Below are 14,190 nucleotides of genomic sequence, written 5' to 3' on the forward strand. Positions count from 1 at the left end.
CCGGGCCGCATGACCACTGATGCAAGCCGCCTCCGGCTCGTGCAGACCGTGTTCGACAGCACCGATGCCCGCCGGCGCGCCGAGTTCTACCGGTCCCTGCTGGGCCTCGACTACGCCGACGGGGACGAGCCGCCTCCGGACGGGCAGCCGGACGAGCGCGGCCGGGACTGGCTGGTGGTGCGTACGCCCGACGGTGTACCGCAGCTCGCCTTCCAGCAGGTGACGTGCCTTCGCGAACCGGACTGGCCCGACGGGCCGGTGCCGCAGCAGCTGCACCTCGACATGCGCGTCGGCTCGCTGGAGGAGCTGTGGAACCAGCACGAGCGCGTGCTCGCCCTCGGCGGCAGCCTGCTCAGCGACCGGGACCGGCCGGACCCCGACGACGCGGAGCGCTTCCGGGTCTACCGGGACCCCGAGGACCATCCGTTCTGCATCTTCGTCGCGGAGCGGGACGAGTAGAGGTTGCCGGGGCACCCGGCCCCCGGGGGCCGAGCCAGGACGCGCCCAGCGACGTCAGCCGCGCGGGAGCAGGAAGCGGGCGAATGCGGCGGTGGCCAGGAGGAGGGCGGCGACGACCAGGAGGCCCAGGCGCATGCCCGGCAGGGAGAAGCCTCCCTGGGAATCGGCGAGCATGCTGCCGAACAGAGCGACGGCGAGCGCGCCGCCGGTCTGCCGGGAGGCGTTGAGCAGTCCCGAAGCGATCCCCGCGCGCCGGGCCGGCACGGCCTCCATCAGCAGCGCGGTCAGCGCCGGCACCGCGAGTGCCCCGCCCACGCTCAGCGGCACCAGCAGGACCACCACCAGCCACAGGGGAGTGTGGGCGGCCAGCGGCAGCATGGTGATCATGGCCGCGCTGAACAGCACCTGCCCGGTGACGATCACGGCTCGCCGGCCGATCCGCTCCGCCAGCCGCGGTGACACCAGGTTGGTCGCCGTCACCAGCGCCGACATCGGGACGAACATCAGTCCGGCCGCGATCCCCGACATGCCGCGCAGCTGCTGGTAGTACAGCCCCAGAACGAAGATCCCGCCGTAGAAGGCGGCGTTGAGGGCGAAGCCGACCGCCAGGGCGGGCGCCACCCGGCGGTCGCGCAGCATGCTCAGCGGGACCATGGGGCGCTCGTGCCGGGCCTCCACCCGGTAGAAGGCGTACGCGCAGACGACGGCGAGCACGGCGGCGGCCAGTACCGGCCCACTGGTCCAGCCCAGGTGGCCGCCCTCGATCGCGGCGAAGACCAGGGCGGCCAAGGCCAGTACGGCGGTGAGCTGGCCCGCGCCGTCCAGCGCGGTGGGCCGCCGCGGGGAGCGCTCCACGCGCACCAGCAGGCCGAGGATCACCGCACCCACCGGCAGGTTGAGCAGGAACACCGACCGCCAGCCGGCGCCGTCGGTGAGCAGCCCGCCCAGCACCGGACCCGCGGCCATCGCCACCGACCCGCCGACCGTCCACAGCGCGATGGCCCGGGCGCGCTCCCGGGCGTCCTCGTAGGCGTGGCGGATCAGCGCCAGGGAGGCCGGCATCACCACCGCGGCGGCGACGCCCTGGACCACGCGCGCACCGATCAGCACGCCGATGCCGGGCGCGAGGGCGCAGCCGAGGGAGGCGAGGGTGAAGAGGGCGATGCCCCAGGCGTAGGCGCGGCGGGCGCCGACCCGGTCGGCGAAGGCACCGGCGGAGAGCATCAGGGCCGCGAACATCAGGGTGTACGCGTCGACCACCCACTGCAGTCCGGCCATACCCCCGCTGAGGGAGTGCTGGATCGCGGGCAGCGCGATGTTGACGGCGGAGACGTCAATGGTGATCACCGTGAAGCCGAGCAGCGCCGCGATGAGCGCCCTCGTGTTCCGCCTCGGCGCGGCGGAGTCGTCCGCGGGCATCTCGGCCGGTCGGCTCCGGGCCGGTCGCCGTCGCCGGAGCACGCGACGCGCGGGATCCCCGGCAGCGCCGGGTGCGGTGTTCCCGGACGAGGCGGACGGCGACGAGATGAGAGGCACGGTGAACTCCTGAAGAAGGCGACGGACCCGCTCCCGGACGGGGCGGGTGGGCGGGCGGTCCCGTGCGCCGGGCCGCGGTCCGGTGCCGTGCACCCCCTGGGCCCCGGCGACCGGGCCGCCCGCTCCGGTACCGACTCTGCCCGGGTACGGCGGGGTCCGGCAGACCGCGTCGTACCCGGGGTGCCGCGTTCCAGGTCCTGACACGGCCCCTCACGCCCGTCACCCGCCTGCCACAATGGCCGGATGGCTGCAACAGGGGACGCGCGCGGCACCGAACTCGGCCGGTACCTGAAGGCGCGCAGGGCACAGGTACGTCCGGAGGACGTCGGGCTGCCGGCCGGCGCGGGACTTCGCCGCACTCCCGGCCTGCGTCGTGAGGAGCTCGCCGCACTGGCGGGGGTGAGCGTCGACTACTACATCCGCCTCGAGCGCGGCCGGGAGACCAACCCCTCCCCCGCGGTGGTGGACGCCCTCGGCCGCGCGCTGAGGCTGCGCGGTGACGGCTACGAGCGTCTGCACGAACTGGCGGAGCTGGCCTCCGGCCGGCCCTCCGAGCTGCCCGCGTCATCCGACCACGGTGTCCGTGACTCGGTCCTGCGCATGCTGGAATCGGTTCGTCCGCTGCCCGCCTACGTGGTGAGCCGCTTCAACCGGGTGCTCGCGGCGAATCCGCCCGGGCGGCGGCTGTTGCCGGGGCTCTGGGACTGGCCGGAGGAGCAGCGCAATCTGACGCGCTATCTCTTCCTCCACCCGGTCGGCCGAACCCTTTACGAGCCCTGGGAGGACACCGTCGCCCGCTCGGTCGCCCATCTGCGGGCGGTGGCGGGAGCCGCCCCGGACGACCCCGAACTCACCACGCTGGTCGGGGAACTGGTGCTGAAGTCACCCGAGTTCGCGAGGCTCTGGGAACGGTACGACGTCTGCGAACGAGGTGGCGGGCAGAAGACCTTCCGGCACCCCAAGGCAGGTGAGATGACGTTGACGTACGAGGTCATGCAGCTGGCCCGGACGGGCGGGCAGCGGATGGTGGTCTATCAAGCCGTCCCCGGCACCGCGGACGAGACGAACATGCTCCGCCTGGATCCGGCGCGGCACGGGGACGAGCCGGTGCCCGCGGAGCACCCCGGTCCGGCCGAGGGGACCGGCTCCCCCGCCGCTCCCGTCCTCACCGGCGCGGTCTCTACCGGCCTTTCGGGGTCCCTTTCCATTCCCTGACCTCAGTCAGAGAAAAGGGCAGGGCGCGACCGGCGACGCCGTCAGCTCCACGGGATCTCGGTGGAGGCCAGGTACCGGAGGCCGCGCTCGCGCCAGAGCCGGCCGTGGCGGGCGAGACGGTCGCGGTGGGCGTCCCAGTCCGGCGCCCGGCCGGTCCACGCGGTGTGCGCGACGGAGGGCAGGCGGGGCAGCAGCAGGGTGGTCAGGTCGTCGAACCCGTCGATCGACTCCCCGAACACGGTCGCCGCGATCCCGGCGATCCCGTCGTCGGGGATCCCGTGGGCGGCCGGGTCCCAGGCGGCGGTGTGCCGCACGCCGCGTGGCCGGTAGGCGGTGAATCCGAGGCGGGCGGCGGTCTCGGCCTGGCCGGACGGAGTGACGTCGGGCGCGTAGGGGCGGTCGAGGTAGAGGTGGGACTGCGGGGAGAGCAGCACGCGTCCGCCACCCTCCAGGACGCGCGCGAGGTCGTGGTCGGTGGGGGCGAAGAACCGCTTGAGGGCCTTGATGAGGTCGAGGGTGTAGCCGGCCGCGAGGAGGTCGGGGCGGCGGGCGAGTTCCTCCTGGGTGTCGGGCAGGTCCATCATCGGCACGTCCACCCAGAACTGGGCGATGTCGTCCGGGGTCGTCCCGGCGCGTGACGCCTCCTGCCAGGCCAGGGGGCGCTTGCCGGCGGCCCGCACCAGGGCGCGCAGTTCGCGTACGGCGAGGGCGAAGCTGTCCGCGGTCATGCCGAGCGCCTCGTCGCCGCCGACGTGCACGTAGGGGCCGTCCGTCGCGTCGCACACCTCGGTGAGGACGGAGGCCACCAGGGACCGGGTGGCGGGGTCGGCGAGGTCGAGCGGCGGGACGTACGGGAATCGGCCGGCCAGCCCCTCCGGCGCGGGCGCGGCGGGCAGGCCCGGTACGGCCTCGCGCAGGGCGGCGCAGTGGCCCGGAAGGTCGATCTCGGGGACGACCGTGACGAAGCGTTCGGCGGCGTAGGCCTGGAGGTCGCGGTAGTCCTCGGTCGTGTAGTGCTGCCGGGGGGTGCCGTCCGTACGGCCGGCGGTCGCGGCGGGCAGCGGCAGGCGCCAGCCCTCGTTGTCAGTGAGGTGCAGGTGCAGGACGTTCAGCTTGTACAGGGCCGCCAGGTCGACGACGCGGCGCAGTTCGGCGGGGGTGAGGTAGGCGCGTGCCGGGTCGACCATGAGCCCGCGCCATGCGTAGTGCGGCGTGTCCGTCACCTCCCCGCAGCGGATGGGGTCCGTGGCCGTGGCGATCGTCTGGAGTGCCGTGGTGGCGGCGCGGAACACGCCCTCCGGCGTGGCCGCCCGGCAGCTGACGGCGCGTTCGGTGACGGTGAGGCGGTACGACTCGTCGCCCGGTTGCGCGGTGCCGCGCGGCGACACCCCGACGGGCGTCCGGGGCGGGGCCGACGGGGCGGTGTCGAGGACGAGTTCGAGCGTGCGTGAGGCGGTACCGGCCGCCTCCGGGGCCAGCAGGCGGTCGCCCAGGTGCGGGGCGAGCAGCGCGCGGACCGTCCGGGCGACCGCGGCGAGCCGTGGGTCCGTGGCGGCGACACGCCAGGGACCGGCGAGGCTCAGAACCGCACCGGCGGTGGCTGCCGTTGGTCCCGCGAGCCCCGGAATGACGACGTCCATGGTTCTCCTCCACGCGACTGGTGCCGTTGGGTGCCGCCCGCGGACCCGGGTGCGGCGTCGTGCCGCCGGGCCCCGGGGCCCGGCGCCCCGTCAGGTGGGCGCGGGCCCCGGGGCGGCCGGCCGTTCCGGAGGAGTGTGGGCCGGCGCGCCTTCCTGCCGGAGCGGCTCGGCCTGTACGCTAACACGAAAACCGATCAATGAACGCTTTTCACGGAGCCCGGTCCGGCCCCCGCGCCGGCCGGGTCCGAAGCGGAAGGAGCCCCCGTATGACACCCCCGACCGGGCCCGGTCTCGTGCTGCCGCACGGCTTCCTCATGGGAGCCTCCACCTCCGCCCACCAGGTCGAGGGGAACAACGTCTCCAGCGACTGGTGGGCCATCGAGAACCGGCCGGGCAGCTTCGTCGCCGAGCCCAGCGGGGACGCCGTCGACAGCTTCCACCGCTGGCCGCAGGACATGGACCTGCTGAGCGAACTCGGCTTCAACGCCTACCGGTTCGGGATCGAGTGGGCCCGTGTGGAGCCCGAGCGGGGGAGGATCTCGCGGGCCGCCGTCGCCCACTACCGGGCCATGGTCCACGGCGCCCTGGAACGCGGGCTCACGCCGGTGGTGACGCTGCACCACTTCACCTCACCGCGCTGGTTCAGCGAACTCGGCGGATGGTCGTCGCCCGACTCGGCCGACCTGTTCGCGGCCTACGCGGCCGTGGCCGCCGAGGTGCTCGCGGCCGGCGCCCGCCATGTGGCCACGATCAACGAACCCAACATGGTCGCGCTGATGCACGCCATGAAGCGCGAGGCCGCCCGCACGCCGGACCTCGGCCGCTCGGGCGCGGCGGCCTTCGACCCCGGTTCCCTGGAACCGGACGCCGACGTGACGCGGGCGCTGATCCGGGCACACCGGGCCGCCTTCGCCGTACTGAAGGCCGCCGACCCGGAACTGCGGGTGGGCTGGACCGTCGCCAACCAGGTCTACCAGGCCGAACCGGGTGCCGAGGAGGTCGCCGCCGCGTACGCCGGTCCGCGCGAGGACGTCTTCCTGGAGGCCGCCCGCGAGGACGACTGGATCGGCGTACAGGCCTACACACGGCACCGGATCGGCCCGGACGGTCCCCTGCCCGTGCCGCAGGGCGCCGCGACCACGCTGACCGGCTGGGAGGTGTACCCCGAGGCGCTCGGCGAGGCGGTCCGGCACACCGCCGCCGTGGTCGGTCCGGACGTTCCCGTCATGGTCACCGAGAACGGCATCGCCACCGACGACGACACGCTCCGCGTCTCCTACACCACCCGGGCGCTGGCGAGCCTGGCCGCCGCCATGCGCGACGGCGTGGACGTGCGCGGCTACCTGCACTGGAGCGCGCTGGACAACTACGAGTGGGGTTCCTACCGGCCGACGTTCGGCCTCATCGCGGTCGATCCGCACACCTTCGCCCGGCACCCCAAGGAGTCGGCCCGCTGGCTGGGCTCGGTGGCCCGCTCCGGGCGCCTGCCGGGCGCCCCCGCCGCCACGGCGGCCGGCGTCGTCGGCGCGGGTTAGGCTGGCCGGCATGGCGAAACGGGGCCCGTACGAGAAGGGCGAGGCGAAGCGCAGCGAGATCCTGCACGCGGCTCTGGAGATCTTCGCGGCCGAGGGGTACCGGGGGACGTCGCTGCGCAAGGTCGCCGCCCGGTGCAATCTCAGCCTCCCCGGGCTGATGCACTACTTCGACTCCAAGGAGGACCTGCTCACTCAGGTCCTGCGCATGCGCGACGAGACCGCCCGGATGCGGCAGGACGAGCGCACCAGTCCCGAGAGCTACCGGGAGATCATCCGGGAGGGCGCCAGGACTCCCGGCCTGGTGGAGCTGTTCGTGTCCATGGCGGCGGCCGCCAGTGACACCGCGCACCCCGCGCACGCGCACTTCGCCGAGCGCTACCCGGTGCTGCGCGAACGGGTGGCCGCCTACGTGCGCAAGGCGATGGAAGAGGGCCGCATGACCACGGTCGTCCCGCCCGAGCGGCTGGCGGTGCTCCTGCTGGCGGTGGCCGACGGCATCCAGCTGCAGTGGCTCATCGACCGGTCGACGGACATGGAGCAGCCCATCGACGACGTCATGCGGCTGCTCGCTCCGCGGCGGGAGGACTGAGCGGGGACGGTCAGCGCAAAGGACGGAGGGCGGGGCCCGGTGCGGGTCCCGCCCTCCGTCCTACCGGCCGGCGCGAGTGGTGTCACCCCTGGCAGACGCCGGCCGCCTCCCGGACCGCCTCCGTCCACGGCATCCAGCGCGGGTCGGGTCCCGCCGACGGCTCCCAGGACATGGCCGTGCAGACATAGCCGACGGCCAGGCCGCTCTCCGGATGCGCCATGCCGAGGCGGCCGCCCGCACCGGCGTGGCCGAAGGAGCCCTCGCCGAGCAGGGGTTCGCCGGGGCGGGGCAGTTCGAAGCCGAGGCCGAAGCGGGACCGGCCGGGTCCGTCGACGAGGCGCAGGGGCCCGGGCGGCGGCAGGTGGTCGGTGTGCGGGGCACGGGCCCGGTCGACGGCGGACGCGGACAGCAGCCGTGCGCCGTCGGCCTCGCCGATGAGCGCGGCGTACAGCCGGGACAGCGAGCGCGCGTTGCCGATGCCGCCCGCCGCGGGGAGCTCGCCGGCCCTCCCCCGGCGCGTGCCCAGCATCTCGACCGCCGCGGCCAGTTCGCGGGCCGAGGCGCGCAGGGCGGTGCCCAGCCGGTCACCGGGCGCGAGGCCGAGGCGGTCGACCGCAGCGTCGATCTGCGCGTCTCCGGGGCCGGGCCGGACGGTGAACTGCGGGACGAACCTCGGCTCCTTCGACCTCGGCAGGCCCATCCACAGGTCCAGCCGCAGGGGTGCGGCCACCTCCCGGGCGAAGAAGGCTCCGATGGTCGTTCCCGTGACCCGCCGCACCACCTCGCCCAGCAGGTGGCCATAGGTGAGGGCGTGGTAGAGGTAAGCCGTTCCCGGCTCCCAGACCGGCCGCATCGCCGCGAGCGCACGGACACGGCCGTCCCCGTCGAGGAGGCCGGGCAGGCCGGTGCCGGCCGGGTCGTCGGTGAAGGCGGGCAGCCCGGCCCGGTGGGCGAGGAGGTCGGCCACGGTCGTCTCCGCCTTGCCCGCTGCGGCAAACTCCGGCCAGTACCGCGCCACGGGCGCCCGGAGGTCCAGCAGGCCGCGCTCGGCCAAGAGATGGGCGCAGACGGCCGTCAGCCCCTTCGACACGGACATCAGCACGGTGACCGAGTGGGGTCCGAAGGGCCGGCCGGGCGGGCCCGCCGTACTCTCGGTCCACAGGTCGACGACCGGCCGGCCGTGGTGGTGGACGGCCAGCTGGGCGGCGCCGGGGTCGTCCGCCTGTCCGTGGGCGAAGGCCTCACGTACGGCTTCCCAGCCAGGCCGCACCCGGCCCCGCACCGCCGCGTGCGCGGTCACCGGGGCGCGTCGTGCTCAGCGTCGTCGCCCGGAGTCGCACCGCCGGTCGTGGCGACGACGGCGACCAGTTCCCGCACGGCCTCGGGCGACACCGGGCTCTGCGGGAACTCGGAGATCACGTCGAGCGGCATCCCGGCGAGGAACCGCCGCATCACCGGGTCGTCCATGGCGCTCGGCCCGGCCGTCTCCGCTCGCGCGCGGGCCCGTGCGAACCGCTCGGCCAGCAGCGGTCCGCCCACGGGATGCCCCAGCCACTCCGCGAGCGTGTTGCGGCCGGTCAGGCGCAGCCTCGAGGGATCGCCGTCGAGGGTGAGGTCGGCCGACAGCCGGATGTCCCGCGACGAGGCACCCGCCTCGATGCGGTGGACACCGCCCTCGACCCGCCAGCCGCCCTCGCCTGCGCTGTAGTGGGCCAGGTCGGCGCGTGTCAGCTCCACCACCGCCTCCCGGCGCTCTCCGGGGGCCAGGAACACCGAGGCGAAGGCACGCAGTTCCCTCCGCGGGCGGGCGACCTCGGAGCCGGCCGGTCCGGCGCTGTAGAACTGGACCACCTCGCGGCCCGCACGGTCACCGGTGTTGGTGACGGTCACCGCGACGGTGAAGGCCGTGCCGTCCTCGCTCCGGTCCACGCGCAGGCCGGAGTAGGCGAACGTGGTGTAGGACAGCCCGTGGCCGAACGGGAAGGCGACCTCGCGGCGAGCCGCGTCGTAGCCGCGGTACCCGACGAACACACCCTCGCCGTAGCGGACCCGGCCCTCCTCGCCGGGGAAGGACAGGTGGCTGGGACTGTCCTCCAGGCGCAGCGGGATCGTCTCGGCCAGCTTGCCCGAGGGGTTGACCGCGCCGAACAGCACCCGGGCCAGGGCGCCGCCGCCCGCCTGGCCGAGCAGCCAGCCCTCCACCACGGCGGGGACGGTCTCGTGCCAGGGCGAGGTGCGCACGGCGCCGCCGTTGGACAGCACCACGCACACCCGGTCGTTGACGGCGCGTACGCGCTCCAGCAGGCGCAACTGGTCGGCGGGCAGGTCGATATGGGTGCGGTCGAAGCCCTCCGACTCGTCCTGCGCGGCGAGGCCGAGGAAGAGGACGACGGTGTCGCTTCCGGCGGCGAGCCGCACCGCTTCGTCCTCGTCCGCCGCCGGACCGGTGCCCTCGGCCCCGGCGAGGGCGTAGCCCGGGGCGAACTCCACGCGGGCGCCGTCGGCGAGGCGCCGCAGGCACTCCAGCGGTGTGTCGAGGCGGGTGGGTGTCACCTGGGAGCTGCCCGCGCCCTGGTAACGGGGGGTGCGGGCCAGTTCGCCGATGACGGCTACGGTGCCGGAGGCCGGGTCGAGGGGCAGCGTTCCGGCGTCGTTCTTCAGGAGCACGACACACCGGTCGGCTGCCTCGCCTGCCAGGCGGTGGTGCTCCTCGGAGGAGAACGCGGCGCCGGGCCGGGCGCCTTGCGTCGCGCGCCGGGCGAAACGGGCGAGGCGTTCGACCGCGGTGTCGAGGACCGACTCGTCGAGGTCGCCGCGGTTCACGGCGGAGACGACCTCGCGGTCGGTGCGGCCGCCCGTGCCGGGCATCTGGAGGTCGAGACCGGCTCGCAGCGCGGGCACCCGGTCGCGGACCGCGCCCCAGTCGGACATGACGATGCCGTCGAAGCCCCATTCGGTGCGCAGGATGTCGGTGAGCAGCCGCGTGTTCTGCGACAGCGGGACGCCGTTGAGCGCGTTGTAGGAGGCCATGACGGACCAGGGGCGGTCGCGGCGGACGATGCGTTCGAAGGCGCGCAGGTAGATCTCGCGCAGCGGACGCTCGTCGACGTCGGCGCTGACGCGCATGCGGTCGGTCTCCTGGTTGTTGGCGGCGTAGTGCTTGAGTGCCGCGCCGACGCCCGCCTCCTGCAGTCCGCGGACCATCGCGCCGCCCAGCTCCGCCGTGAGCAGGGGGTCCTCCGAGAAGTACTCGAAGTTGCGCCCGCACAGGGGCGACCGCTTGATGTTGATGCCGGGTCCGAGCACCACGTGCACGCCGTGGGCCGACGCCTCCGCGGCGATCGCGCCGGCGACGCGGCGGGTGACGTCCGGGTCCCAGCAGCTGCCCAGGGCCACGGCGGGCGGGAAGCAGGTGGCCGGGGCGGCGCTGTGCAGGTCGAGCTGGCCGCCGTCACCGCTCTCCTTCGGCAGCCGCAGACCGTGCGGGCCGTCGGACAGGGTGACGGCGGGAAGGCCGGCCGCGGAGAGGTCCGTCGTGACGAAGTCGCCCGCGCCGCTGGTCAGCGAAGCCTTGTCGGCAAGCGTGAGGGACGGCGTCGACGGGCCGGGCGGGGTCGTCCGCGCACCTGTCGGGGGCTGCTGGGTCATACGCGCACCTCTTCGGTTCCGGTGAGGCAGGTGAGTTGGGGGTGGAGGGGAGTACGGGCGGGTGAAAGTGCAAAAACCATAAGGTGTTCGGTTTTTACCGTCAAGGGTTCTCTACTCGCCGGTAGCCGGGGCGGCCGACGGCGTCCGGCCTTGTCCGCACGCCCTATTGACGACCAGAAACCGTTCACCGTACGGTTTTCGCATCTCCCCACCGACGAATCGAGGAACCGCCATGTCTCGGTCCAGCCAGCCGGCCGGTGCGCCACCCGGAAGAAGCGCGACGCGACGCACGGCACGGCGCGCGGCCACCGTCGTCGCGGCCGTCGCCGTCCTGATCGGCGCCAGCACGGCCGCCTCCGCGACCCCGGCGCCGGCGCCCGCGGCCGGGCGGAGCGCCGCGGAGGTGCACTACGTCGCGCTCGGCGACTCCTTCAGCTCCGGACTCGGCATCCCCGAACAGACCGACCCGGTCTGCGGGCGCTCCTCGGCCGACTACCCCACGCTGGTGGCCCAGGCGCTGGGGGCCGCCACGTTCACCGACGTGACCTGTGCGGGCGCCGAGACCCGTCACATGACGGCGCCTCAGGACACGGTGCCACCGCAGCTCGACGCCCTGCGTCCCGACACCACCCTGGTGACGCTGGGCATCGGCGGCAACGACCTCGACCTGACCGGCGTCATCACACGCTGCGTGCTCCTGGGGTACCTCGCCCCGTACGGGGCGCCGTGCAAGGGGAGTTACACGCTGTTCGGAACCGACGAGATCGGATCCCGCATCGAAGCCACGGCACCGCGCGTCGGGGCCGTCCTCGACGAGATCCACGCCCGCTCCCCGCACGCCCGGGTGCTGGTGGTCGGATATCCGGCGATCTTCCCCGACGACGGCACGGCCTGCCGGGAGACGGTCGCGCTCGCCGCGGGGGACTTCCCCTGGCTCCGGGACAAGGCGAAGCAGCTCAACACCACGCTCGCACGCCAGGCCGTCCTGGACGGCGCCTCCTATGTCGACGCCTACGGCCCCTCCGTCGGACACGACGTGTGCCGGCCGGCGGGCATACGCTGGATCGAACCCGAGGACACCGCCGCGGCAGCCGGGTTCCACCCCAACGCCGCCGGGCACCGGAGTACGGCCGATGCGGTGCTCGCCGCACTCACCCGCTGACGCCCGCCCCCCGCACACCGCCGTCCGGATCGAGACCCAGCCGGACCAGGTAGTCCCGCACCAGGCCCTCCATCGCCACGGCTTCCGGCTCCAGCAGCCACTGCGTCTGGAGTCCGTCCATCAGTGCCAGCAACTGCTGTGCGACGACCGCCGGTTCCACGGCGGGCGGCGGGTCGGCCGCCGCCCGCAGCGCCTCGACGAGCACGGTCAGCTCCTCCCGCAGGATGCGGTACCGCTCCTTGAAGTAGTGGTGGGCGGGGTGCCCCGGGTCGGTGGCCTCGGCCGACAGCTTGGTGTAGAGCGCGACCAGGCCCGGGGTCGCGCTGTTGCGGGCGACCAGCCCGACCAGCATCCGCAGCCGCTCGGCCGGAACCGGCTCGGGCACACCCGGATGCGCGATGCCGGGGAAAACCGACTGGGCGTCCGTCCGGTCCCGGTGGCCCAGCACCGCGGTCAGCAGGGCCTCCTTGCCGGCGAAGTGGTGCAGCACCCCGGCGTGGGTCAGCCCCGCGTGCGCGGCGATGTCCCGCAGCGACACGGCGTTGAAGCCGGCGCGGGAGAACAACTCGGTCGCGGAGTCCAGAATGCGGGCCCGCGTCCGCTCGCCCTTGGAGAGGCGACGCGGGGCGTCCTCGGGTCGTGCGCTCACTGCGGCGGTCTCCTGCCGTCGTCACCGGTGGACCGCGGGGCGGCACCGTCACGGCCCCGCGTGGATCCCCGGAAATTACCAGCCCGCCGGCCTCACCACGAGAAAAACCTACCAAGTGGTTAGTTCTGCGGTTAAGCTCACCGCCCATCTCGTCCGGGACGACCCACCCCCGGCCCTCCACACGGAGTGAACCTCATGACCACAACCACCCGAACCGGGGCCGTGGCCGCCTGCGTCGCGGCATCGCTCGCCCTCGCGGGATGCACCGACTCCGGCACCGCCGCGACCGGCTCGTCGGCACTGAACATCGCGACCATGACGTTTCCGCAGAGCCTCGACCCCGCCCAGGCGGTCGGCAGCGCCCTGCCGTTCTTCCAGGCCACCTACGACACCCTCGTCAAGCGTGAGCCCGACGGCGAGTTCCGCCCCATGCTGGCCACCGCGTGGAAGTACAACGGCGATCGCACCGAACTCGCCCTCACCCTGCGCAAGGACGTGAAGTTCGCGGACGGCACCCCCTTCGACGCGGCGGCGGTGAAGGCGAACATGGAACGCTTCGCCAAGGGCGGCGGCGCCGACGCCAAGTGGCTCAAGGACCTGGAATCGGTCGAGGTCGCGGACGCCTCGCACGCGACGCTGAAGCTGAAGCAGCCCAACCCCGCGATGATCTTCTACCTGAGCGACGCGGCCGGCCTGATGGCCAACCCGGCCGCCTTCGCCAAGGGCGACGCCCTCAAGACGACCCCCGACGGCACCGGTCCCTACCGCCTCGACAAGGCGAAGACGACGGTCGGCACCAAATGGGTCTACCGGCGCAACCCCGACTACTGGGGCGATCACCTCCCCTACGAGACACTGACGATGAGCTTCTTCGACAACGAGACGGCCATCGTCAACGGCCTGAAGACCGGTCAGGTGAACGCCGCCCTCCTGCAGAGCGCCGACCAGCAGATCAGCATCGAGTCCGATCCCCGCATGAAGACGACGAAGCAGGAGTTCGACTTCCAGGGGCTGCTGCTCTTCGACCGGGGCGGGAAGCTGACCCCGGCGCTGAAGGACCCCCGCGTCCGCCAGGCACTCAACCTCGCCATCAACCGGAAGACGATGCTCGAGGCCATCCGCCAGAACCGCGGCGAGGTCACCTCCCAGGTCTTCGGCCCCGACACGCACGGGTACGACGAGAAGCTGGACACCTACTACGCCCACGACCCGGCCGAGGCCAAGGAGCTGCTGCGGGCGGCCGGTCACGCCGACGGTTTCACGCTCGAGCTCCCCCGTATCGCCGCCATCGTCAACGACGCGCTCGCCGCCTCGTTGGCCGGCGACTTCGATGCCGTCGGTGTGAAGCTGGTCTGGGACGACCTCGACGGTGCCTCGGCCGTGCAGAAGGTGTTCACCGACCGCGCGTACTCCGGAATGGTGATGAACATGGGCCAGTCCTCGTCGGACTGGGTCGTGGTCGACGAACTGGTCAACCCGGGCGCCTTCAACATGTTCGGCACCACCGACGCCACCGTGCGGGAACTGCTCCCGCGGATCCAGTCCGGAACGGCCGAGCAAGCCGGAACGGCGGTGCGGGAGCTGGGCGAGCACCTGGTGAAGGAAGCCTGGTTCGTGCCCTTCTACCGGATGAGCTACCTGCACGTCTCGGACGGATCGGTGACCATCCGCCCGCAGTCCGGCATGGCCGTCCCGTCGATCTACAACTACTCCCCCGCCAAGTGACCCGGGAGTGCCCGGGGCGGTGCGGGCCGCCG

Annotated in this window: 11 protein-coding genes; 6 read left to right on the forward strand and 5 right to left on the reverse strand. The window is 73.4% G+C overall.

Annotated elements, in window-relative coordinates:
* The first annotated feature begins 9 nt into the window (after window positions 1–9).
* Entirely contained in the window at window positions 10–459 is a 450-nt protein-coding gene (locus IEZ05_RS27345) for a VOC family protein (RefSeq protein ID WP_189232921.1), read from the forward strand.
* Between the two features lie 54 nt (window positions 460–513).
* Here the strand turns inward: IEZ05_RS27345 and IEZ05_RS27350 are convergent, their stop codons facing one another.
* On the reverse strand, window positions 514–1,878 hold the full coding sequence (locus IEZ05_RS27350; protein ID WP_189232922.1) for an MFS transporter: 1,365 nt from the start codon (window positions 1,876–1,878) through the stop codon (window positions 514–516).
* Window positions 1,879–2,238: 360 nt separating this feature from the next.
* On the opposite strand from IEZ05_RS27350, the gene IEZ05_RS27355 reads away from it, so the two are divergent.
* The gene (locus IEZ05_RS27355; protein WP_229869883.1) at window positions 2,239–3,210 is read left to right on the forward strand and encodes a helix-turn-helix domain-containing protein; all 972 of its coding nucleotides are present in this window, start codon (window positions 2,239–2,241) and stop codon (window positions 3,208–3,210) included.
* A 41-nt stretch (window positions 3,211–3,251) separates the two neighbouring features.
* Here IEZ05_RS27355 and IEZ05_RS27360 read toward each other — a convergent pair whose 3' ends face one another.
* The gene (locus IEZ05_RS27360) at window positions 3,252–4,850 is read right to left on the reverse strand and encodes a family 20 glycosylhydrolase (protein ID WP_189232923.1); all 1,599 of its coding nucleotides are present in this window, start codon (window positions 4,848–4,850) and stop codon (window positions 3,252–3,254) included.
* 266 nt (window positions 4,851–5,116) lie between these two features.
* On the opposite strand from IEZ05_RS27360, the gene IEZ05_RS27365 reads away from it, so the two are divergent.
* Window positions 5,117–6,385, forward strand: a complete 1,269-nt coding sequence (locus IEZ05_RS27365) for a glycoside hydrolase family 1 protein (RefSeq protein WP_189232924.1) — start codon at window positions 5,117–5,119, stop codon at window positions 6,383–6,385.
* A 10-nt stretch (window positions 6,386–6,395) separates the two neighbouring features.
* Complete coding sequence (locus IEZ05_RS27370) at window positions 6,396–6,974, forward strand: TetR/AcrR family transcriptional regulator (protein ID WP_189232925.1); 579 nt, start codon at window positions 6,396–6,398, stop codon at window positions 6,972–6,974.
* An 82-nt stretch (window positions 6,975–7,056) separates the two neighbouring features.
* Here IEZ05_RS27370 and IEZ05_RS27375 read toward each other — a convergent pair whose 3' ends face one another.
* The gene (locus IEZ05_RS27375; protein ID WP_229869884.1) at window positions 7,057–8,274 is read right to left on the reverse strand and encodes a serine hydrolase domain-containing protein; all 1,218 of its coding nucleotides are present in this window, start codon (window positions 8,272–8,274) and stop codon (window positions 7,057–7,059) included.
* On the reverse strand, window positions 8,271–10,622 hold the full coding sequence (locus IEZ05_RS27380; protein ID WP_189232926.1) for a glycoside hydrolase family 3 C-terminal domain-containing protein: 2,352 nt from the start codon (window positions 10,620–10,622) through the stop codon (window positions 8,271–8,273). Before IEZ05_RS27380 ends, IEZ05_RS27375 begins: the two co-directional genes overlap by 4 nt.
* Window positions 10,623–10,854: 232 nt before the next feature.
* On the opposite strand from IEZ05_RS27380, the gene IEZ05_RS27385 reads away from it, so the two are divergent.
* Window positions 10,855–11,784, forward strand: coding sequence for an SGNH/GDSL hydrolase family protein (locus IEZ05_RS27385; protein WP_189232927.1), 930 nt, complete (start codon window positions 10,855–10,857; stop codon window positions 11,782–11,784).
* On the opposite strand, the gene IEZ05_RS27390 is transcribed toward IEZ05_RS27385, so the two are convergent.
* Entirely contained in the window at window positions 11,774–12,433 is a 660-nt protein-coding gene (locus tag IEZ05_RS27390) for a TetR/AcrR family transcriptional regulator (RefSeq protein WP_189232928.1), read from the reverse strand. The genes IEZ05_RS27385 and IEZ05_RS27390 overlap by 11 nt on opposite strands.
* A gap of 195 nt (window positions 12,434–12,628) precedes the next feature.
* On the opposite strand from IEZ05_RS27390, the gene IEZ05_RS27395 reads away from it, so the two are divergent.
* Window positions 12,629–14,158, forward strand: a complete 1,530-nt coding sequence (locus tag IEZ05_RS27395; RefSeq protein WP_189232929.1) for an ABC transporter substrate-binding protein — start codon at window positions 12,629–12,631, stop codon at window positions 14,156–14,158.
* Window positions 14,159–14,190: the final 32 nt, after the last annotated feature.

The organism is Streptomyces flaveolus, assembly GCF_014648815.1.
Classification (GTDB): domain Bacteria; phylum Actinomycetota; class Actinomycetes; order Streptomycetales; family Streptomycetaceae; genus Streptomyces; species Streptomyces flaveolus.

Excerpts from the sequence above, each read along its gene's own strand:
- IEZ05_RS27345 (WP_189232921.1), top strand. The coding sequence starts at position 10 with ATGACCACTGATGCAAGCCGCCTCCGGCTCGTGCAGACCGTGTTCGAC.
- IEZ05_RS27350 (WP_189232922.1), bottom strand. The coding sequence starts at position 1,878 with ATGCCCGCGGACGACTCCGCCGCGCCGAGGCGGAACACGAGGGCGCTC.
- IEZ05_RS27355 (WP_229869883.1), top strand. The coding sequence starts at position 2,239 with ATGGCTGCAACAGGGGACGCGCGCGGCACCGAACTCGGCCGGTACCTG.
- IEZ05_RS27360 (WP_189232923.1), bottom strand. The coding sequence starts at position 4,850 with ATGGACGTCGTCATTCCGGGGCTCGCGGGACCAACGGCAGCCACCGCC.
- IEZ05_RS27365 (WP_189232924.1), top strand. The coding sequence starts at position 5,117 with ATGACACCCCCGACCGGGCCCGGTCTCGTGCTGCCGCACGGCTTCCTC.
- IEZ05_RS27370 (WP_189232925.1), top strand. The coding sequence starts at position 6,396 with ATGGCGAAACGGGGCCCGTACGAGAAGGGCGAGGCGAAGCGCAGCGAG.
- IEZ05_RS27380 (WP_189232926.1), bottom strand. The coding sequence starts at position 10,622 with ATGACCCAGCAGCCCCCGACAGGTGCGCGGACGACCCCGCCCGGCCCG.
- IEZ05_RS27385 (WP_189232927.1), top strand. The coding sequence starts at position 10,855 with ATGTCTCGGTCCAGCCAGCCGGCCGGTGCGCCACCCGGAAGAAGCGCG.
- IEZ05_RS27395 (WP_189232929.1), top strand. The coding sequence starts at position 12,629 with ATGACCACAACCACCCGAACCGGGGCCGTGGCCGCCTGCGTCGCGGCA.